Raw genomic sequence first — 20,987 nt, 5'->3', positions numbered from 1 at the left:
TACTGGAAACAAACACCTCTTTCAATCTTTTTATGCGTGCAAGATAAAAAAATTGAGACATCACACTTTTCCTTTTTTCCTCTTGAGTACCCACAACAGAAAAGAAAAAGCCCTGTCAAGAGCTTGCCACCATTGGTGGTGCTTTGCACTCTTGATCGGGCTTTTTGTTTGCTGTATCTTCTCGCAAGAGGAAAAAGATTACTCGTCCTCATCATCAAAATGGTTATTCCTTAATACTTCCCGTAACAGTTCCATATCCTCTTTTGAGTTCGGATTTATCATTTTCACGACTTGATAAGGTGTCCTATATTTATGTCCCTCTATGCTTTCCCCAAACATATCCATACTGTATAAATCATCATAGCGGTCTAGTAATTTTTGAAACTTCAAATGCTGGATAAATTCTTTGATTGGGTAAAGGTCGGACGCTTCAATGCTTTTCCCGTTGATATAGTCTGTAATGTATTCCCGTAACTTTTCCAACTCATATTCCAGCCATTCTTCCTCGCTGTCAAAGAAGTTATCATAGTGTCCGTGTTTCAGTTCTGCATTTAGACGTTCTTCTGTTCTTAAAAACTGACAGACTTCTTTTTCAGACTGATTGACATACTTCCATTCTCCCGATAATAATTCATTCGGCGTTACGTCCAGCACTTCCATTATCTTTTCCAGCGTTTCATAAGCAGGATAGTTCAACCCTCTTTCAATCTTGGAAAGGCTCTGCATATTGATACCGATTTTGTCCGCAAGTTCCTGTTGTTTCATTCCCCTAAATTTTCTTATGGTCTGTATATTATTTCCTAAATGGCTTATTTTCATTGCACAACCCTCCATATCTCGTTATATCTTCACTGTTATAAGTCTATCATGCTTAATATGATTTGTAAAGACAAAAAAAGATATTGACAAATAAGCATATAAGAATTACTATGCTATTGTGAGTGAATAAGCACAATAGCATGAAATACAAAAACATTCAAAAAGAAATACCCATCTGATTAAACCCGTAGATATGAATATTGGTTGAAATGGAACTTGTTAGAAAAGGCAAAACAGGACTTGCTGACAAAGTATTTCTGACACGGTGGCGGAAGCCTCTCAGGCTTACCGCCATGACACCTTGTGTCAAGGGGAAGAAATGCTTTGTCGGCTGGCGAGCCTGCGAGCCTTGACTGTGCCCCCGTTATCTAACAGGGGGGCACTATTTCACAAAAGACAAGTCAAAAACCATACAACCCCAAACCTGTGAGTAGTAATGAGAAGTTTTAAGAAGATAGTAATTTCACATTCTTTTGAATAGTGGTTTACAGGTATTTCAAGGCTGTTGTGGGATTGGAGGAATACAATGAACAATTTAGAATTTGCACTTGAAATGAAGAACAAACGTCTTGCAAGCGGTCTTTCACAAGGAGAACTTGCAAGTCTTACCCATGTATCAAGATATAGTATCAACCGCTTTGAGAACGGAAAAGCCAACGCAAGTAAAGAAACACAGAACATTATCCTGCGTTGTCTGAATTACTATGTCTGTGATAAGCCTTTTTATCTGCTCGTTGATTATCTGTCTGTCCGTTTTCCAACGACTGACGCATTAGAAGTTATCCGAAAGGTGCTTGGCATGAAAGCGGACTATTTTATCCATTATGACTATGGGTATTATGGCTATAAGGAGCATTATGCCTACGGGGAAATCAAGGTCATGGCTTCTGATGATGAACACATGGGTGTATTTTTAGAATTAAAAGGGGCAGGCTCACGCAACATGGAATATGTCTTACAGGCACAGAACAGGGATTGGTATTCATTTTTAAACCGCTGTCTTGACTGTGGCGGTGTTATCCGACGTTTTGACTTGGCAATCAATGATATGTGCGGTCTGCTGGATATTCCCGTTTTGTCTGAAAAATACAAAAATGGCGGTGCGGATTGTCGCTGTAAAAACTATGAAAATGTACAAGGTGGAAAACTAAGCGGAAAAAACCGTAATTTAGCAAGTACCCTTTATATCGGCTCAAAGGCAAGCACAAAATATTTCTGCCTGTATGAAAAACAAAAGGAACAGGCAACCAAAAAGAAACATACGGATATTATCAACCGTTTTGAAATTCGTCTGCGTGATAAAAAGGCAGTACAGGCAGTTGAGGAATTGTTATTGACATATAACCCTCATGGGTTGGTGTTTTACCTTATTACTGATTTTGTGCAATTTCCCGATTATCCGCTGTGGGAGATATTCATTTCCCATGACAGTTTACCTTTTGAAATGAACCCCGTACCTGTCAATATGGAACGCACTCTGCAATGGCTGGAAAGACAGGTCATGCCGTCAATCGTGATGATAGAGGAAATCGACAGGCTGACAGGCTCAAACTACATGAAAATGATTGATGAATGTACCAACCTTTCCGAAAAACAGGAAATGCTTGTAGAACAGATGTGTACGGATATAGCAGATGTAATCGAAAGTGAGGGGGTGTTTTATGAGTAATGCACAGGATATTCCCGTATGGGAAAAATATACCCTTACCATTGAAGAAGCGTCAAAGTATTTCCGTATCGGAGAAAACAAGTTAAGACGCTTAGCAGAGGAAAACAAGGACGCTGGCTGGCTCATTATGAATGGCAACCGCATACAGATTAAACGCCGACAGTTTGAACAGGTTATTGACAAATTGGACGCAATCTAATGCAAATGAGCCTTGTATGTGTTATGATGAACACAAGTCATATCAAGGCTCTTTCCAACAAGGAAAGGAGCAGACACCATGAAAGAAAAAAGACGGGATAGTAAAGGACGTATCCTGCATACTGGAGAGAGCCAACGAACAGACGGGAAATACTTATATAAATATGTAGACGCATTTGGAAACACAAAATATGTGTATGCTTGGAGATTGACACCCACAGACCCGACACCAAAGGAAAAACGGGAAAAACCCTCACTTCGTGAACTGGAACAGCAGATAAGACGGGATATTGAGGACGGTATCGACAGCACAGGCAAGAAAATGACGCTTTGCCAACTCTATGCCAAACAGAACTTACAGAGGGCGAATGTGAAGAAAAGCACACAAAAACAACGGGAACAACTCATGCGGTTATTGAAAGAGGACAAGTTGGGTGCTAGGAGCATTGATGCGATAAAACCCTCTGACGCTAAGGAATGGGCGTTACGCATGAAAGATAAAGGCTTTTCCTATAACACCATTAACAACCATAAACGCTCGTTAAAAGCGTCATTCTATATCGCCATACAAGACGATTGTGTAAGGAAGAACCCTTTTGATTTTAAGTTAAGTGAAGTCCTAGAAAATGATACCAAAGAGAAAGTCGCATTGACAGAGGAACAGGAACAAGCCTTACTCTCATTTATCAAGACAGACAATGTGTATCACAAGCATTATGATGATGTGCTGATACTGTTAAAGACTGGACTTCGTATCTCGGAACTGTGCGGACTGACAGTAGCTGATATTGATTTCAAGAATGAAGTTGTAATTATCGACCACCAGTTACTAAAGAGCAAGGAACAGGGCTATTATATTGAAACGCCTAAGACGAAAAGCGGAATAAGACAAGTGCCATTAAGTAGAGAAACAATACAGGCATTTCAACGGGTTATGAAGAAACGCCCAAAGGCAGAACCATTTGTGATAGACGGACAGAGCAATTTCTTATTTGTCAATCATAAAGGCAAGCCCAAAGTTGCGATTGATTACAACGCCTTATTTGTCCGTATGGTAAAGAAATATAACAAGCACCACAAGGACAATCCCTTGCCACATATCACACCGCATACGCTACGCCATACATTCTGCACAAGACTGGCAAGCAAGAACATGAACCCAAAAGATTTACAGTATATCATGGGACATTCAAACATTAGTATCACAATGAACTGGTACGCTCATGCGTCCATAGATACCGCAAAATCAGAGGTTCAGCGTCTAATCGCATAGAAGTATTTACCACGATTTTAACCACGCTTGATAGCGAAAATATAAGAAGATAGACCTAGATATGTGAGGTTTACCACAAAAGCAAAATGCCCGTAGAGCCTATAAAATAAGGCTTTGCGGACATTTAAGGAGATATAAAAAGATAGTCAAAAAGACATATATAATTTTATTTTAACTCTACAACAATTTTTTTCTTTTTGCCTTTTTCAATAAGCATTTTGCCATCTTTAAAAAGATCTGATGTTATCATCATCTTTTTATCTGTCACCTTTTCGCTATCCAGCTTAAGGCCTCCCTGCTCTATGGTCATGAAACCTTCTCTGTTACTTGGAACAAGGCCCAACTCTTTAATAAAGCTGACAACACCCATGCCATCTCCCTTAAGCTTAGCAGCTTCAAATTTTACAGAAGGCATACTGGAAAGGTCTGCGCCTCCTCCAAAAGCGGCTCTGGCAGCTTCTTGGGCTTTGACAGCTTCCGCCTCACCATGAACCAACTTTGTAACTTCGAAAGCAAGAATCTCTTTAGCGTTGTTTATTTCCTTGTCTTTAAGCGAAGACAGCCTCATTACCTCATCCATAGGAAGGAAAGTAAGCATTCTGAGGCACTTTTCCACATCTGCATCTGCTACGTTTCTCCAATACTGATAAAATTCATACGGTGAAGTTTTTTCCGCATCAAGCCAAAGAGCGCCCTTTTGAGTCTTCCCCATTTTCTTACCCTCAGAATTAGTTAAAAGAGAAAATGTCATACCATAAACCTCTTTGCCTGTTTTCTTTCTCGTAAGATCCACTCCGCCAATAATATTAGACCACTGGTCATTTCCTCCAAACTGTATCTTTACATCAAAATCTCTTGCCATCACCATGAAATCATAGCTCTGCATCAACATATAGTTAAGCTCAAACATCGTCAATCCGCCCTCACGGTCCATTCTCTGTTTAAAGCATTCAGCCCTCAGCATAGTATTGACATTAAAGCATGATCCGATATCTCTTATAAAGTCTATATAATTCAGCGGCAGCAGCCATCTTGCATTGTTTACGGAAATCGCTTTGCCCGGTTCCGGAACCTTGTTTTCATGTCCCGGAGAAAAGACACCGTTATTCCCTTCATACTGCCATTCCTCATCAAAGTCCAGGAATTTATCAAACAGTTTCTTAAAAGCCACACAATTATTCTCTATGGTTTCCGGGGTCATCATCTGACGCATGTCACTTCTGCCGGACGGATCTCCTACGAATCCCGTTCCACCACCTATCAGAACTACCGGTGTATGCCCGTATTTCTGCATATACATCATTATTATGACCTGCATGAAATGCCCCACATGAAGACAATCTGCAGTAGGATCGAACCCGATATAAAATTTTACTTTTTCATTCTGCAGAAGTTCACGAACTCTTTCTTCGTCTGTTGACTGTTCTATAAATCCTCTTTCCTTAAGAACATCATATACGTTATCATGTTTACTTACGCTGTCAGGTATAAAATCATATTTCATCTATGTTTTTCCTCCAAGTTACTCATCTTATCTTACCCTTTTGACTCCGCCTCATCCCAGCTGACATCACGGGGACGATTCACAAGCAGATCCGGGTCCTCACGGAGAATCATCATTACTTCGTACCGTAAAGTCTGTCTCCGGCATCACCAAGTCCGGGCAGTATATATGCATGATCATTGAGACATTCATCTTTGGCCGCTATAAATATATCTACGTCAGGATGTGCTTTCTGCAACACTTCAATACCTTCAGGAGCTGCAATAAGGCACATAAAGATGATTTTTCTTCCGCCTCTGGCTTTAATAAAATCAATAGCTGCCGCAGCACTTCCTCCGGTGGCCAGCATAGGATCCACCACGAAAATCTCTCTTTTTTCTATATCATTAGGCAGTTTGCAGTAATATTCAACAGGCTCATGAGTTTCGGGATCTCTGTAAAGCCCTACATGCCCTACTTTGGCATTAGGCACAAGAGCCAGCATTCCGTCAACCATTCCAAGCCCTGCTCTCAAAATAGGCACTATAGCTATATCCTCACCCTGAAGCATTTTTACTGTAGTCTTCTGCATAGGAGTAGTTATTTCCACTTCTTCCAGCGGAAGCTTCCTCGTTGCTTCATATCCCATGAGCATAGAGATTTCTCTTACTAATTCTCTGAAATCTTTAACACTTGTTTCTTCTTTTCTCAGCATCGCAGTCTTATGCTGGATCAACGGATGATCGAATACATATACATTGCCCATAATAAATAGTACCTACCTTTCTTCTCATATAAAAACATTTATTTTCACATTTCATCAAGCATATTAACTCTTCTTTGATGTCTTCCCCCTTCAAATTCTGTATCAAGCCACGCAGCTATAATATCAAGAGCTTTTTTTTCTTCTGTTGTACGCCCTCCCAAGGCCAGAATATTAGCATTATTATGTTTTTTCGCCATTTCAGCCATATGAACATCCGTACATAGAGCGCATCTTATACCCTTTACTTTATTTGCCGCTATGGATATACCTATACCGGTACCGCAGCATACTATTCCGCGCTCTGCCTCGCCTTTGGCGACAGCTTCTGCACACGCCCTGCCGAAAACAGGATAATCTACTGATTTCTCAGAATCGGTCCCCAGATCTATAATCTCTATATTTCTGAACTGTAAATATTTCTTTATAGCTTCCTTCAAGCTGTATCCGCCGTGATCGCTGGCGATGGCAATTTTCATGTCTGCACCCTTTCTCCGCTGATGCGGCTTTGTGGTCTTCTGTTTTTTCTTATCTTCACTACACTCTTGCTATATTGTATCCGGCCGATTTGAGCATTCTGTTCATAACTGCAAATCCGACCCCGTCTCTGTCGCTCATAGCTCCTGCCAATATTAAATCGACACCCTCACTGTCCAGATCTCTCAGCTTTGAGAAAAAATCATGAGCAGCTTCGATAAAAGCCTTTTCCTCAAAAAGTATCACGCCTACTTTTAATCCCAGTCGTTCATTAAGGATCTTCAAACGTTCTATCTCACTCTTTACTTTTTCCCGCCTGCCTTCGATAACAGTCATCTGTGCCTTCGGAGCATAATGCTTGTACTTCATTCCCGGAGATTTGGGTTTATAATTATTTGCCCCGTTTATATCTGCTCCGTCTGCCGGGTCCAGCGTTCCAATGTCAACGTCTTTAAGCAAAGCCTCGTCATATCTTACTTTTTTTCCTATTGCTGCTTCTATGTTCTCTGCTGTTATTATTCCGGGCCTCAGTATAATTGGATTATCTCCTGTCATGTCTACAACGGTGGATTCTATGCCAACCCGACAGTCTTCCCCTGAAATAACCGCATCTATTCTACCGTTCATATCAGCAATAACATCTTTTGCTCTCGTTGGGCTTGGGCTGCCTGATATATTAGCGCTGGGTGCTGCTATCGGACACCCTGCCATATTTATAAGAGACAAAGCCGCTTCACTGTCAGGCATTCTGACAGCTACTGTGTCAAGGCCGCCTGTAGTTCTGTCAGGGACGCACTCTTTTTTTTTCAGTACCATAGTAAGCGGTCCCGGCCAAAAATTATCTATCAAAGCTACGATATCAGCACTGAGCATAGGAGTCAGCTGGCCTATATCACTTGCTCTGGCTATATGAACTATCATTGGATTATCACTGGGTCTTCCTTTTGCCGCATATATTCGAGCAACAGCTTCTTCATCAAAAGCATCAGCTCCCAGTCCATATACTGTTTCCGTGGGGAAAGCCACAAGGCCTCCGTTTTTTATGATAACGGCAGCCTGTCTTATATCCCATTCACTTGTGGTAAATATCTTTGTCTGCATATCACAACACCTTAGAAGTTTTTCATCTTCTCAGCCTGATCGTTTGTAATCAGACCGTCTATTATCTCATCAAGATCTCCGTCAAGAAAATTATCCAGTTTGTAAAGCGTAACTCCTATTCTGTGATCTGAAACCCTTCCCTGAGGGAAATTATATGTCCTGATCCTTTCACTTCTGTCCCCGGAACCAACCATACTTTTTCTCTGGTCGGCAATCTCTTTGTTCTGTTCCTGCATCTTGAGATCATAAAGTCTTGATTTCAATACTTTAAAAGCCTTTTCCTTATTCTTTATTTGAGATTTTTCATCCTGACATGTAACTACAAGACCCGTAGGTTCGTGAGTAAGCCTTACAGCTGAATCTGTTGTATTTACACACTGCCCTCCGTTTCCCGAAGCTCTGTAAACGTCCACCCTCACATCATTAGGATTAAGATCTACTTCTACATCATCTACTTCGGGAAGCACCGCGACCGTGGCAGCCGACGTATGGATCCTTCCGCTTGATTCCGTCTCAGGTACCCTCTGTACTCTATGGGCTCCGCTCTCATATTTAAGTCTCGAATAAGCGCCTTTTCCTTTTATGAGAAGTACTGCTTCCTTAATTCCGCCCAAACCTGTATCATTAAGTTCTATAAGCTCAGTCTTCCATCGGTTTCTTTCCGCATATCTGGTATACATTCTCAAGAGATCAGCCCCAAACAAAGCAGCTTCCTCACCGCCCGTTCCTGCTCTTATTTCCAAAATTACATTCTTTTCATCATTAGGATCTTTTGGCAACAGTAATATTCTGAGTTCTTCTTCCTGTTGTTCTATGACATCCTCAAGCTCGGAAATTTCCATCTTAGCCAGCTCCCGCATCTCCTCGTCTCCGTCTTCAAGAATCTCTTTGGCTTCTGTCAGATCCGCTTTAGCTTTCTTATATTCTTTGTATTTTTTCACAATAGGCTCCATCTCACCCATTTCCTTAACATGTTTCTGCCACACAGGCTGGTTATTTATTATCTCAGGGTCTGAGACTTTTTGAGCGAGCTCATCGTATTTTTCCGTTATAAAATCTAATTTATCAAACATTTTTAACTCCTGTTTTTCTGATTATGCGCGATTTTCACATGAAAAAACCGCTCTTTTTCTAACTCTATATTATATCAGAAGTTTTATATAAAGAAAACCGTTAATTAGAAAGGCTGCTAATCCGCAAAAATAATAAACATCCCCAGTATTCCTACCGATATAACAAATCTTTCTTGGCTGATTCTGCTCAGCCACAATGTTTTAATAAAATTAAATGAATTATAAAAAAGTGAAAATGACGGAATGAAAAATAAAACCGCCTTTTTTACTATTTTACAAATTAAAACGATATCCGGCTCCCCATATCGTTTCTATTATTTTAGGATTCCGCAGATCATTCTCTATTTTCTCTCTAATTCTGTTTATATGCACTGAAACTGTCGCTGCATCAGAAACATAATCATATCCCCATATTTTTTCAAAAAGAGTCTCTTTTGAAAATACAATATTAGGATTTTGAGCCATAAAACAAAGAAGCTCAAATTCTCTGTTAGGGAGCTTTATTTCCTGCCCATCTTTCCATACCCGCCATGTCTTCGGTTCTATTATTACATTTCCTGCGACAATTTTGTCAGTATGCTCTACTGTATTTTTTCCGGAACCGCCCCCTGTAAGTCTCTGATATCTTCTCAAATGAGAACGAACTCTTGCAACCAACTGGGATGGATCAAAAGGCTTTGTTATATAATCGTCAGCACCCAATCCCAGCCCCCTTATCACATCTATCCCTTCTGTACGAGCCGTCACCATCAATATCGGTATGTCTATATCCTCTCGTACAGATCTGCATATATCATACCCACTGCAGTTAGGAAGCATTATATCAAGTAAAATCAGATCATATCCTCCCTTTTTGAGCTCCGCAATAACCATGGCTCCATCTCCAACAATCTTTGTCTCATATCCGTTGCTTTCGAGATAATCCTGCTCCAACTGAGCTATTTTCACATCATCTTCTGCTATCATTATTTTACCCATTATACCTCCCTCCATGGAAACAAAGACTTATTTTCAGGCCTCCATTATTTTCAGCCTTTGCCCATCCTCCGTGTCTTTCTATTATATATTTAACTACATAAAGCCCTACTCCACTGCCCTTCACATTCCTTGCATCATCACAGCGATAAAAGCGATCGAATATATTATCAATCTTATCTTCCGGGACTCCCGGCCCGTTATCTTGCCACTCCAGCACCATATCTTCATCATCACTATATATCCGCACACTTATAATAACAGGGTGCGAATATGAATATTTAATACTGTTTTCAAAAAGATTATCAAGAATACGCCTTACCTGATCTACATCCATCCATATATCAGGCATAATCTGACAGCTGTCCCACAATATCTCAAATACTACATCGGTCCGTTCTGTCACACTTTCTTTCTGAGCTATATATACCGACACATACTCAGCCAGATCTGCTTTGACCATATGAAAAGGCATCTGGCCGCTCTCTATTCTGGAAAAGTCAAAAAGTTTCTGGAGAAGTATATTCATCTCCTCAGTTGACTCATATGCTGTTCTTAAATATGCTTCTTTTTTTTCATGGGTATCAGCCACTCCATCCTGTATACCCTTTATATAACCCTGTATGGACGTCAAAGGAGTCCTTAAATCATGAGATATCCCTGTAATCATATCTGTGCGAGCCTTTTCATTTCTCAATCTCTGCTCCCGGTCTTCAAGTATCCTGACCTGCATTTTGTTAAAAATGGTACATACATCTTCGAATTCCGCTTCTCCTTTGTAATAAATCTCTTCTTTCAAATTACCATTCTTTATTCTCTCAGCTGCCTTCATAAGTTCGTTCATAGGCCTCATTATCATTTTATTGGTTCGCTTCATAAAAAAATATGAAACTGTCAGTAATACAATTATAAGAGATATCCCTGTCAAAAGAGCAATAAACAACAACATAAAATCAAACTGCTTCATATATGATATCTGACTGTTATCACTGAACTTAGCCGCCAATATCACATTCCCGCTTTCCCCATGCTTCATTTCAACTACCGTAATTCCCCTGTAAAAAAATATCTGAGGACTTTCAGAAACTTGTACTCTGCCACCTATATCGTCACTAATATCTTTCCACTGTCTGCTGCTGTTTCCATATATTATACTGTCCCCATTCAAAACCAGCATATCATATCCATATTCACTAAGGGACCCTTTAAGATTTTCCCATGATCCGTCTTCAGTCTTCTTTATAGCATCTGTGACATCTGTGACATATTCGTCAATTTTCCCCTGAAATATAATATCCAAATTTTTTTCAATAGGATCTTCAAAAAACACCGCAATAATTACGCAAAACATGAGAAAAGACAAAAACGCTGCCGCCAATATCATAATGTTTGAACGAAACGTCTTTCTTTCCAATTTCATCAGCTCATCTCCTTATTGTTAATGATAATTTATAATACTGTATCAATATGATTTTTTCCATATATCTTCTCAAGCCTTCTAAACACAACCATAGCTATAATTCCACTTATAACGCCTGTCAATATACCTCCCAATATATCTGTAGGGTAGTGCAGATATAAATAAAGCCTGGAAAAAGTAATCAACAAAGCCAATATGAGCGCAGCCCACCAAAATTTTGCTTTTTCCAAAAACAAAGCAGTAACCGCTGCAAATGAAGCGGCAGTATGCCCCGAAGGAAAGGAAAAATCTCCAGGAGCTGCTACCAAAAGCTTCACCATTGGATTCACATCAAAGGGTCTGGGTCTTGCTATCAAATTTTTTAAAATCAAATTACAACACACCAAATCCACAACAAGCGCCATCAAAACAAGTATTCCCGCTCTTCTGTATTTCTTTGTTGCCAAAAGAGTTACTCCCATAACTATCCATATAATTCCTGCATTTCCCAACTTCGTAATAGCCGGCATTACGACATCTGCCGCTGCACTTCTAAGATGATCTTGTATCATGTTTAAAACTATTATTTCTGTTCCTGTCATGGTCACCCTCCTTTTTCATATTGCCCAAAATATATTTATTCATCTTTTTAATGACTACCCTGATCGCAAAGATTAAAACTGCTGCAATGATAAGCGCCGTCATCATGTACAATGCCATATGAATATTTACAGTTCCTATGTTAAACATCCATGGCGCTGTCGTAAGAATGCCGGATATTCCCACGACTATTGTAACACATATAAATGCTCTCAGCTTATTGAAAGGTACACAGCTTTTTAGAACAGCCATATATGAAATGCTTATGAGCATGATATATGTCACAGTGGATATCTGCCCCTGAGAAAAAGGCGCTGTTTGGCTTACAACGGCTATCATCATGGCTACAGCCATACCAAAAGGAAATGCCTCAATTATTACTTTCCTTAAAAAACTGCCTTCTATTTTTCGTGTATCCGACTCGAAAACAGTCAAAAATGATGGATATGCCTCCATAAAAGCATCTACAAGAGTTATCTGCAGCGGAATAAAAGGAAACGGAATATTGACAGCTATGCAGAACAACGATACGATAAGAGAATATACAGTCTTTATAAAAAATACTCCCGCCGTTCTCGTAACATTATTCACTACCCTGCGGCCTTCCATTACCACATAAGGTAATCCTGTAAAGTCCGAACCAAGCATTACTACCTGAGCAATTTGTCTGCTGGCATCACTTCCATCACACACAGCTATAGAACAATCTGACTCCCTCATCGCCAGCAAATCATTAACTCCGTCTCCTGTCATGGCAACTCGATGACCTTTGTTTTTAAACGCTTTAATTAGGGCTTTCTTCTGATCCGGCGATACTCTGGCAAAGACAGTATATTTGTCGCATATTTGTTTTAAATCTTCATCCCTTTCCAAAAGAGACATGTCTACAGCATTCTTCCATCCCGAGATTCCAGCTTTTTTGGCAGCCACTGAAGCCGTCTTCACATGATCTCCCGAAATGACCTTTATATTTATGCCTTCCCTTTGAAAGAAAGCCATGGTATTCTCAACTCCTCTCCTTATGGAGTCTTCCATAGATACAAAATAAAGAGGTCTGATCTCGGCAGGAAGTATTTTTTCATCTTCCCACTTATCCCCATAATATCCTATGCTCACGACTCTGCGTCCAGCTTCAAGCTCGCTTCTTACATTGTCCGGAATTTCCGGCAGCAGTTTTTCCGGTGCCCCTATAAACACACTGCCCTCATCAGCAAAACTTACCGATCCCCACTTTCTCTTTGACGAAAACGGTATTTTTTTCACTGATCTGTATATCTGCTCTTCGCCAAAAACTTTCCTCAAAGCTTGAAAAGTCGTATTATTGTCATCGGCGGCGAAAAAGTATGATTTTATCAGCGCTGCCATTTCTCCCTCAGAGACCTGCGAATATGGTATAACAGAAACTACTCTCAAAGTTCCATCTGTAAGCGTTCCCGTCTTGTCAAAACATAAGACATCCACATGAGAAAGAGATTCAAGAGAGTAAATATCCTGTATCAGGATCTTCATCTTGGCAAGGCGTATCACCCCAGCCGCAAGAGATACAGAGATAAGAAGCACAAGCCCTTTAGGCAGCATCCCCAAAAGAGCCGCAGACGACGAGATCACGGACAAATTCACTGCATCTCCTCTGAAAACGAAAGATTCAAGAAACAAAAGAATGCCAAGAGGAAAGATAAGAAAACCGGTGAGACGAGTTACCTTATTCATGGAATCCAATAATTCTGATTCAGGTTTCTTACTCTTCTTCACCTCAGCAGAGATTCTCCGGACATAATTTTCCTCGCCCACATGAACCACCTCTGCGTAAGCTTTCCCCGAAATTACAGAGCTTCCCGACAAAAGACTGCTTCCCTCTTCTTTTACAACAGCATCACATTCGCCTGTAAGCAGCGATTCATTTACTTCAAGCATTCCCTCTGAAACAATTGCGTCATTACAGACTTGATCTCCGCTTCTCAGAACCATAACGTCACCCTCAGTTATTTCTTCCGCCGAAACTTCATATTCTTTCCCGTCACGGCAAATTCTTACCAAAGGCCTGTTGAGCAGCGTAAGTTTTTCTACAAGTCTCTTGGCTTTAAGTTCCTGAGCCGTTCCTATTACTATGTTGGCCAGCACTATTAATATGAACAGGATATTGGAATAGGCGCCTACGGCAAGCAGCAGCGCCGCTATAGAAAAATTCAAAAAGTTAAACAGTGTGAATACGTTTTCGTATACTATCCTCAGTCCGCTTTTCATTATCCCTGATCCTACATATGATGCTGAACATTTTTTCATAATTTAAGATCTCCCTTCTCTTAAAATTCCCTCCGCTGCCCAAATCCTTTACCGCCTCTACAAACCCTACGGCCTGAATGATATATCTGTAATCCTTCTCACATGTCCCCGCCTGTTGGATATATTCTTTATGAAGCTCTTCCAGATCGTCCGGATCTTTGATATTTATCTCTTCGTCAACTCTCTCAAAAGACTGAAGGTTTTCTTTCATATAGCCATGCAGCTTTCTTTCATATAAGCCGTGAGCTTTAATGTTTCCCCGAAAAGCCGCATTATGTGGAAAGGTAAATATATCAGCTATATAATGAGTAAGTTTCCCCATAAGATAATATCTCTTCACCTCACTGTAACCGCCTTGTTTAAGTTTTTCATACAATTTTCGTATTGAAGGCATCACATTCTCATAATTATGTCCGCACAGAAATTTACCCCTTATCTGACCGTGGAGATATGTCAAAGGATTCTTGTCAGGCTCTATGCTTCCCAGCACAAACGCTTTTCTGCACAAATACGGAACCTGTTTTCTGTGAATTTCCATCAAAGTTCTTCCAAGCATTCTGTGATCTATATTTTTCATGACAGCGCCTCTTTTCTCTGACCGGAACCACTGCCGCCCTTTTGGCCCGCTTTTCTGAAAATCATGTATTTCTGCACTATCCAGCTCGTTATAAACAACACACACTCCGTCATTATCTTGGCCGTATATACTGGAATTCCCAGCCCTGCCGTAAAGGCTTCAAGTGCCAAACTGTTAATCACCAAGATAAAAGCTGCCAGAGCCAGATAATCAAGCGCAGTTTTTAACGTCTTTTTTTCATAAAATACAAAACGGCAGTTCATAGAATAATTATATCCCGCACTGATAACTCTGGCAGCTATATTTGCAGTCATTACGCCCCATGAAGAGGACGGCAAAATGACAGAGAATACTACAAACAATCCATAATCCAGTATAAAACTGCTGAAAGACGAGGCGGAAAATTTAAAAAGGTCACGGTATATACGGAAAGAATCTTTAATTTTGTGGAAATGAGAACAGCTGTTTTCCTTATCATGGTATATGGTTTTTATAGGCACTTCTTTCATACTTATCCCGCGCTGGGCGCATATTATAAGAACATTCATCTCATATTCGTATCTGCTGCCTTTCACCTCTGACATCAATTCCAGCATTCCGGCCGGAAAAGCTCTCAGTCCCGTCTGAGTATCCGAAATGAACTGTCCTGACACCATGTGAAACATTTTTCTTGTTATTATATTTCCCATTCTTGATTTCCATGGAACGTCATTATTTATAGTTCTGCTCCCCAATATCAGCGAGCTGCCATATCGAGCCGCAGCTTTCAAAAGTGCAGCCATATCCTCGGGAAGATGCTGACCATCCGCATCCATTATACCTATATAATCACACCGCTGGTTCTCATCTTTTATATATCTCAGAGCAGTTTTGATCGCTTCTCCTTTTCCAAGGTTCATAGCGTGTTCAAGCACAGTACATTTGTCTTTCAGTCTCTCAAACACAGCATTATACCTGCTGAGACTCCCGTCGTTTACTACTATTACCTCTTGCCCTAAAGCAATATTTTTTTCCGCCAATTTTTCAAGATTATCATCTGGATTCAGCGCCGGTATTATTACTATATTTTTCATGTCCATACGTCCTCCTTATCTTTGTTATGCATATAAATTAATCCCAAAGTTTAAGGATTCAACGCATATTTTTTAAACAAAGTTTAAACTTTAAAAAAAGAATTCCGATGATACTTTCTTATATCATCAGAATTCTTTAATTCAGCAATACTATTAATGGAAAGCTACATCAATTCCCAGCCGCTTGTCTTCTCTCTAAGCTCTACGTAATCTTTATATATACCGTCTTTTTTCATAAGACTATCGTGGTTTCCCCTCTGGGTTATTAAACCGTCAGCAATAACTAAAATCTGATCAGCTTCTTTTATTGTATTAAGTCTGTGAGCTATCACCAATAGTGTTTTCCCCTTTACGAGCTGGGAAATAGCTTCCTGTATATATATTTCATTGTCCACATCTACGCTTGCTGTAGCTTCATCCAATATTATCACGGGAGCATCTTTCAATATACAACGGGCAATAGAGACTCTCTGTTTTTCTCCGCCTGAAAGAGAAGCGCCTCCTTCTCCTATCACCGTATCGAATCCGTCAGGCAGCTGCATGATAAAATCATAACATCTGGCTTTTTTCGCCGCTTCATATACTTCTTCTTTTGAAGCATGAGGTTTACCCATGCTTATATTGTTATATACTGTATCCTGAAACAGATATACTCTCTGAAATACCACACTTATGTCGTTCATCAACTCCGATATTGGTATGTTCCTGATATCCTGTCCCCGAACAAGAATCTGCCCGTCCTTTACATCCCAAAATCTTGTGATGAGATTAGCAATAGTAGATTTGCCTCCTCCTGAAGGTCCTACAAGAGCTGTCATTTTCTGGGGAGCCATGCTAAAATTTATATGACGGAGAACTTCCTCCTTTCCGTACGCAAACGATACATTGCGAAATTCAATTTCAGGTATGTTATTGTCCGATTTTTTAGGAATATGATGCTTTCCTTTATCAGGGAGTTCTTTTTCATCTAATACTTCTTCTATTCTGTCAAGGCAACTATTCATTACTGTAAGCCGACTTGCTTCTCCATATAATGCTTTAAGAGGCCCGAAAAGATCAAATATGAACAGTAGTAACCCCATAAGATACGGCAATATGAGCTCCCCTAACTGATAAAGATATATAGAATAAGCAAAAATAATTGTCATTCCCAATGCATAAAGTACATTTAAACGCCTGTGCCAAGGGGTCAAAGATTCCTCGAATTTTATGCTTGTATCCTTTGATCTTCTGAAATTATCTGACAATTCCTCTGATTTTTCTCCCAAAAGATTATAACTTTTTATTATTCCTATACCTTCTATAAATGATAATACCGCATCTGTAAGTTTTTCGCTCTGCTGTTGGCGGACAGCTGCTTCATCAAGAGATATACGATTCATATTTTTAGCTGTCAGTACAGCTAAAACACTTACAGCCACGGCTACTATCCCCAGTCTTATATCAAAGAATAAAATAAAAACACCCATTATCGCTGCTGTAAACATATAATTCATCATGTTGGCGAGAGAGCTCATTACTATTTCTTCGACAAAAACCATATCAGTACTTAGCACAGAACTGATTTTTCCTATATTGCCTGCTGTAAAATATCCCATGGGTAGCTTTCTCAAATGGGAACCCAGCTCAAGCCGTTTTTCCGCAAACATCATGTATCCTGATGCACTCTGCAGTTTATCACCAGCAAACTGGCAAACTGATTCCGCTATCACAATTAAAGCTAAAGCTATTCCTACTTTTAGGCAATAGATCCCTGTCAGACTTTCAGTATAAAACTTCTCTAATATCAGAAACGCCAGAAAAATAGGCATTTTAGACAGTATTGACTTAAAAAATGAAAATAAAAATGCTGCTTTTATTTTCTTGCTGTATTTCCCCGATAATCTAAGAATACGTTTTAAAAGTTTAAGCATTTCTCTTACCATCCTTTCCTGCTGTGGTGGTCTTCCAGTCTGCACTTTCTAAAGCTGCCTGCCATAGTTTCTCATACGAAGGGCATTCCCTTATAAGCTGATCATGTGTCCCTGCACCTGCTATATAACCTTTCTCCATCATATATATCATATCTGCATTTTTTACTGATTGCAGTCTGTGCGCGATAACTATGAGAGTCTTGCCTTTTACTGCTTCAGAAATAGCTTTTTCAAGTTTATCTTCATTTTCCGGATCGGCGAAGGCCATGGCCTCATCAAGAACAACTATAGGCGCATTTTTAAGAATGGCTCTTGCCAAAGCTATTCTCTGTCGCTGGCCTCCAGAAAGCTTCCTGCCTCCACTTCCTGATAAAGTGTCTATCCCTTGAGGAAACTTATCTATAAATTCCATACACTGCGCTTTCTCGGCAGCTTCAATAACTTGCTCTCGAGATGCCGATGGGCATCCTATCTTTATATTTTCAAAAATAGATGTATTAAACAAATACTGATCCTGATCTACATATGAAATAATTTGAGTGAGAGCTTCCAAGCTCATATTTCTAAGATCCTGCCCTCCTATAGTTATAGCTCCCCGATCAGGATCATAATAATGAACCAGCAGCTTGGCAAGCGTGCTTTTACCTGATCCTGACTCTCCCACAAGAGCAACTTTCTGCCCTTCTTTTATAACCATGTTTATATGATCTGCCACAAGTTTCTTCTCATATGAAAAAGCCACATCAGTGAACCTTATAGTCAGCCCATCCCCATTAAAATCCCTGTCAGTTTGCTTTAGCGGTTCCTCATTCATCAGATTCTCCAGTGCCGATATCTTATAATTTATTTGTGGCAGAGAAGGAATAAAACTCAGCGCTTTCAACAGAGGAATACCTATGCTTAGTGAAAGACACATTACAAGAATAAGATCGGGAAGCGCTGAATATCCTCTGAGTACGAACCACGAGCCTAATGGCAGCGTAAGTATCAGCGTAGACGGGAGTACACTATTATATACAGCCATCCACGGCCAGCACGCCTTATACCACCCTAAGGTAAAATCTCTGTAATTCTTTATATCTTTTTCATATCGCTTATATGAATCACCATCCTTATTGAAAACTTTTACAACTTCCATACCATTGATGTATTCAATGATAGTATTATTCATCACTTTGCCGGCTTTGTAATAATTACTCATGTCCTTGCTGCCTATAGCATACATGACGCACATAGCCGCCATACCAATTGGAAGCGACGCCATAGACAGCAAAGCCAGCTTCCAATCTACTGCAAAAAGGCTTATATATACCATAACAGGAACAGCTACATTGCCCAAACCTTCCGGCAGAGCATGCGCTAACAGCATCTCTATACTATCGACATCATCAACAAACATACGCTTAAGACTGCCAGTTCCTTTTTCCTGTATCCTGCCCATCGGCAAATTTTCCAAGCGTCTCTGAAGATAGATTCTGAGACGCATAAGTATATTATAGGCAGCATCGTGAGACATAGAGAGCCCTTTCACATAAAGTAAAGCATGTAAAACAAGACATATACATACACCTGCAATACATACTGTTATATATCCAAAGCTTATTGCCTCCCCCATTATCAACGGCTTTATGATCCTGTATACAAATAAAAATGGCAGAACCTGCAGCAACACAGCCAAAAGTATAACTATCCCGGACAATATAGTCCTGTTTCTGTACGATCCCGCATATTCTAAAACTTTATTGAACATCTGTATTTCTCCTTCCATCCAAATTACTATATCGGTTATCTGAAAATTTACGCCTCACTTTCTTCACACAATCATACCCTCAATTCAGAGCATGAGATACAGGCAGGCATAAAAAAACGCATATAGTTATGCGTAGCTAACTTTATGCGTTATATTTTAATTCCATATTATACTGGTTTCTACCAAAATTCTGTTTGTTTTTAATAATTTTAAGTAAACTTCTCTATACTTTTTGCAATCAAGGCCTGTAGTCCTTAGGAAGAACTCCGTATTTTTTTTTGAAGGCTGATGAAAAATGACTCATATTTGAATAACCGCACAAAGCAGCTGTCTGAGTCACATTCAGTCTGTTTCCTGCCAAAAGATATGCTGCATGTTCCAGCCTCTGTTCTATTACAAAAGAATGGACTGACATTCCTGTTATTTCTTTAAAATCTCTGCTTAGTTTTGAAAGACTTATTCCTGCTTCCTTAGCCAGTCCTTCTCCATCAGGCACATTTACGCAATCTTCTATAATTCTCTGCCTCACTTGAAGCGCTGCTGCTTTGTCAGTTCTTGATATAATATTATTTCTCTGTCCGTTCATTACTTCTTCAAAGCATACAGCGACCAGCTCCCAAACCTTACCTTCCATGTGAAGATCTGCAAGAACTCCATTATATTTTTTCGTTTCCTCGATTTCAGTCAGCAAACGTTTCGTATAAGCAGTGGCCTGTAATTTTGACGTGGATCTCAGCAAACATTTCACTTCAGATTTTATTCTCTCATCCATACAGTCTTCCATGATGCGCATAAATCTGCAAGTAGGTATCTGAATACTCTTAAATCTCAGTTCTCTGCCACCCTCATAGTTGCCTTCACTGACCGCAGACTTATCTCTATACATACAAAGCTCTCCCTGCTTCATATATACATGTTTCTCTCCCTCCATTTGCCAGTCCATGCCATTGTTAATAAAAAATACAATCTGTATTGTATCTGTTCCTCTGCCTGAGTTTTTTTTCACACGTATATCATGTGTCCATTTCATTCTCCAGTCAGTAAAAGATATTCCTTGTCTCGATTTCTGTTCTCTGACAGAAAACTCTCCCAACTCAGCAGGAATTTTGTTTATAAATTTCTGTATCGGTTCTCCGCCTGTTTTTTCAAACATCTCATTTATATACTTGTCGGGATTTGATATTGCCATGATTTCCTCCTTATTTAGTAAGAATATACTAACCAGATGCACATGTCAACCACCTCAAACAAGTGCTGTTATTTTATGGTAAAATAAAAAGCACTTGAAGTTTTACTTCAAAGTGTTTTTATCACCATATGGCTTCCATCTGGCCGTAGCTCTTTCTATTCTTTTATACCCTATAAGTTCCACATCAAATCCTGCCTCTCTGAATATCTGCGTGGGTTTGATTCCTTTCATATATTCCCTGACAAAATGTTGCTTGAATCCTTCAGAATATATAATTCGTACGGAATTAACATCATCTACATATGGATTCTTTTCTAATTCTTGAATTTCGGCTTCTGTGAATTCTCTTCGTCCCATAACATTCTCCCGTTC

The 20,987-nt window shown here is 39.8% G+C and carries 19 protein-coding genes; 3 read left to right on the top strand and 16 right to left on the bottom strand.

Annotated elements, in window-relative coordinates; genetic code table 11:
- Positions 1-198: 198 nt before the first annotated feature.
- On the bottom strand, positions 199-834 hold the full coding sequence (locus H8692_RS04450) for a helix-turn-helix domain-containing protein (RefSeq protein WP_004610984.1): 636 nt from the start codon (positions 832-834) through the stop codon (positions 199-201).
- 511 nt (positions 835-1,345) lie between these two features.
- Here H8692_RS04450 and H8692_RS04440 point away from each other — a divergent pair.
- The 3 genes from H8692_RS04440 to H8692_RS04430 all read left to right on the top strand — a co-directional run bounded on the left by H8692_RS04440 (position 1,346) and on the right by H8692_RS04430 (position 3,959).
- Complete coding sequence (locus tag H8692_RS04440) at positions 1,346-2,488, top strand: XRE family transcriptional regulator (protein WP_021361841.1); 1,143 nt, start codon at positions 1,346-1,348, stop codon at positions 2,486-2,488.
- Positions 2,481-2,687, top strand: a complete 207-nt coding sequence (locus H8692_RS04435) for an excisionase (RefSeq protein ID WP_002341493.1) — start codon at positions 2,481-2,483, stop codon at positions 2,685-2,687. The genes H8692_RS04440 and H8692_RS04435 overlap by 8 nt, the downstream gene beginning before the upstream one ends.
- Before the next feature lie 78 nt (positions 2,688-2,765).
- Positions 2,766-3,959: a site-specific integrase gene (locus H8692_RS04430; protein WP_021361840.1), complete on the top strand. Its 1,194-nt coding sequence runs from the start codon at positions 2,766-2,768 to the stop codon at positions 3,957-3,959.
- A gap of 166 nt (positions 3,960-4,125) precedes the next feature.
- Here the strand turns inward: H8692_RS04430 and tyrS are convergent, their stop codons facing one another.
- The 15 genes from tyrS to H8692_RS04355 form a co-directional block, all read right to left on the bottom strand.
- Positions 4,126-5,463, bottom strand: coding sequence for a tyrosine--tRNA ligase (gene tyrS / locus H8692_RS04425; protein WP_187525065.1), 1,338 nt, complete (start codon positions 5,461-5,463; stop codon positions 4,126-4,128).
- Between the two features lie 115 nt (positions 5,464-5,578).
- Positions 5,579-6,208, bottom strand: coding sequence for a uracil phosphoribosyltransferase (gene upp / locus H8692_RS04420; RefSeq protein ID WP_177267527.1), 630 nt, complete (start codon positions 6,206-6,208; stop codon positions 5,579-5,581).
- 44 nt (positions 6,209-6,252) lie between these two features.
- Complete coding sequence (gene rpiB / locus H8692_RS04415) at positions 6,253-6,684, bottom strand: ribose 5-phosphate isomerase B (RefSeq protein ID WP_177267528.1); 432 nt, start codon at positions 6,682-6,684, stop codon at positions 6,253-6,255.
- A 58-nt stretch (positions 6,685-6,742) separates the two neighbouring features.
- The gene (locus H8692_RS04410; protein WP_177267529.1) at positions 6,743-7,783 is read right to left on the bottom strand and encodes an L-threonylcarbamoyladenylate synthase; all 1,041 of its coding nucleotides are present in this window, start codon (positions 7,781-7,783) and stop codon (positions 6,743-6,745) included.
- An 11-nt stretch (positions 7,784-7,794) separates the two neighbouring features.
- Positions 7,795-8,856: a peptide chain release factor 1 gene (gene prfA / locus H8692_RS04405; RefSeq protein WP_177267530.1), complete on the bottom strand. Its 1,062-nt coding sequence runs from the start codon at positions 8,854-8,856 to the stop codon at positions 7,795-7,797.
- Positions 8,857-9,129: 273 nt separating this feature from the next.
- Positions 9,130-9,834: a response regulator transcription factor gene (locus H8692_RS04400; protein ID WP_177267531.1), complete on the bottom strand. Its 705-nt coding sequence runs from the start codon at positions 9,832-9,834 to the stop codon at positions 9,130-9,132.
- Positions 9,827-11,251, bottom strand: a complete 1,425-nt coding sequence (locus tag H8692_RS04395) for a sensor histidine kinase (protein WP_187525064.1) — start codon at positions 11,249-11,251, stop codon at positions 9,827-9,829. The genes H8692_RS04400 and H8692_RS04395 overlap by 8 nt, the downstream gene beginning before the upstream one ends.
- Positions 11,252-11,280: 29 nt before the next feature.
- The gene (locus H8692_RS04390) at positions 11,281-11,832 is read right to left on the bottom strand and encodes a phosphatase PAP2 family protein (RefSeq protein WP_187525063.1); all 552 of its coding nucleotides are present in this window, start codon (positions 11,830-11,832) and stop codon (positions 11,281-11,283) included.
- Positions 11,783-14,113 (bottom strand): HAD-IC family P-type ATPase, encoded by a 2,331-nt coding sequence (locus tag H8692_RS04385; RefSeq protein ID WP_187525062.1) that lies wholly within the window; start codon positions 14,111-14,113, stop codon positions 11,783-11,785. Before H8692_RS04385 ends, H8692_RS04390 begins: the two co-directional genes overlap by 50 nt.
- Complete coding sequence (locus H8692_RS04380) at positions 14,025-14,690, bottom strand: zinc dependent phospholipase C family protein (protein WP_187525061.1); 666 nt, start codon at positions 14,688-14,690, stop codon at positions 14,025-14,027. The genes H8692_RS04385 and H8692_RS04380 overlap by 89 nt, the downstream gene beginning before the upstream one ends.
- Positions 14,687-15,763: a bifunctional glycosyltransferase family 2/GtrA family protein gene (locus tag H8692_RS04375; RefSeq protein ID WP_187525060.1), complete on the bottom strand. Its 1,077-nt coding sequence runs from the start codon at positions 15,761-15,763 to the stop codon at positions 14,687-14,689. The genes H8692_RS04380 and H8692_RS04375 overlap by 4 nt, the downstream gene beginning before the upstream one ends.
- Positions 15,764-15,927: 164 nt before the next feature.
- Positions 15,928-17,721: an ABC transporter ATP-binding protein gene (locus H8692_RS04370; protein WP_465250886.1), complete on the bottom strand. Its 1,794-nt coding sequence runs from the start codon at positions 17,719-17,721 to the stop codon at positions 15,928-15,930.
- Entirely contained in the window at positions 17,669-19,426 is a 1,758-nt protein-coding gene (locus tag H8692_RS04365) for an ABC transporter ATP-binding protein (RefSeq protein WP_187525059.1), read from the bottom strand. The genes H8692_RS04370 and H8692_RS04365 overlap by 53 nt, the downstream gene beginning before the upstream one ends.
- A gap of 238 nt (positions 19,427-19,664) precedes the next feature.
- Complete coding sequence (locus H8692_RS04360) at positions 19,665-20,615, bottom strand: helix-turn-helix domain-containing protein (RefSeq protein WP_177267538.1); 951 nt, start codon at positions 20,613-20,615, stop codon at positions 19,665-19,667.
- A gap of 102 nt (positions 20,616-20,717) precedes the next feature.
- Positions 20,718-20,972, bottom strand: a complete 255-nt coding sequence (locus H8692_RS04355) for an HTH domain-containing protein (protein WP_187525058.1) — start codon at positions 20,970-20,972, stop codon at positions 20,718-20,720.
- Between the last annotated feature and the right edge of the window lie 15 nt (positions 20,973-20,987).

Origin of the sequence: Lentihominibacter hominis (assembly GCF_014385065.1) — a bacterium.
GTDB lineage: Bacteria > Bacillota > Clostridia > Peptostreptococcales > Anaerovoracaceae > Lentihominibacter > Lentihominibacter hominis.
Note: the sequence above shows the minus strand (reverse complement) of the source record. Positions and strands in the feature narration are given on the sequence as shown.

What these genes read in the sequence shown, in the direction of transcription:
- H8692_RS04435 (WP_002341493.1), top strand. Translation starts at nt 2,481, where the DNA reads ATGAGTAATGCACAGGATATTCCCGTATGGGAAAAATATACCCTTACC.
- H8692_RS04450 (WP_004610984.1), bottom strand. Translation starts at nt 834, where the DNA reads ATGGAGGGTTGTGCAATGAAAATAAGCCATTTAGGAAATAATATACAG.
- rpiB (WP_177267528.1), bottom strand. Translation starts at nt 6,684, where the DNA reads ATGAAAATTGCCATCGCCAGCGATCACGGCGGATACAGCTTGAAGGAA.
- H8692_RS04355 (WP_187525058.1), bottom strand. Translation starts at nt 20,972, where the DNA reads ATGGGACGAAGAGAATTCACAGAAGCCGAAATTCAAGAATTAGAAAAG.
- H8692_RS04395 (WP_187525064.1), bottom strand. Translation starts at nt 11,251, where the DNA reads ATGAAATTGGAAAGAAAGACGTTTCGTTCAAACATTATGATATTGGCG.
- H8692_RS04380 (WP_187525061.1), bottom strand. Translation starts at nt 14,690, where the DNA reads ATGAAAAATATAGATCACAGAATGCTTGGAAGAACTTTGATGGAAATT.
- H8692_RS04360 (WP_177267538.1), bottom strand. Translation starts at nt 20,615, where the DNA reads ATGGCAATATCAAATCCCGACAAGTATATAAATGAGATGTTTGAAAAA.
- H8692_RS04385 (WP_187525062.1), bottom strand. Translation starts at nt 14,113, where the DNA reads ATGAAAAAATGTTCAGCATCATATGTAGGATCAGGGATAATGAAAAGC.
- H8692_RS04430 (WP_021361840.1), top strand. Translation starts at nt 2,766, where the DNA reads ATGAAAGAAAAAAGACGGGATAGTAAAGGACGTATCCTGCATACTGGA.
- H8692_RS04400 (WP_177267531.1), bottom strand. Translation starts at nt 9,834, where the DNA reads ATGGGTAAAATAATGATAGCAGAAGATGATGTGAAAATAGCTCAGTTG.
- H8692_RS04410 (WP_177267529.1), bottom strand. Translation starts at nt 7,783, where the DNA reads ATGCAGACAAAGATATTTACCACAAGTGAATGGGATATAAGACAGGCT.
- H8692_RS04390 (WP_187525063.1), bottom strand. Translation starts at nt 11,832, where the DNA reads ATGACAGGAACAGAAATAATAGTTTTAAACATGATACAAGATCATCTT.
- H8692_RS04365 (WP_187525059.1), bottom strand. Translation starts at nt 19,426, where the DNA reads ATGTTCAATAAAGTTTTAGAATATGCGGGATCGTACAGAAACAGGACT.
- H8692_RS04440 (WP_021361841.1), top strand. Translation starts at nt 1,346, where the DNA reads ATGAACAATTTAGAATTTGCACTTGAAATGAAGAACAAACGTCTTGCA.
- tyrS (WP_187525065.1), bottom strand. Translation starts at nt 5,463, where the DNA reads ATGAAATATGATTTTATACCTGACAGCGTAAGTAAACATGATAACGTA.
- H8692_RS04375 (WP_187525060.1), bottom strand. Translation starts at nt 15,763, where the DNA reads ATGAAAAATATAGTAATAATACCGGCGCTGAATCCAGATGATAATCTT.
- upp (WP_177267527.1), bottom strand. Translation starts at nt 6,208, where the DNA reads ATGGGCAATGTATATGTATTCGATCATCCGTTGATCCAGCATAAGACT.
- prfA (WP_177267530.1), bottom strand. Translation starts at nt 8,856, where the DNA reads ATGTTTGATAAATTAGATTTTATAACGGAAAAATACGATGAGCTCGCT.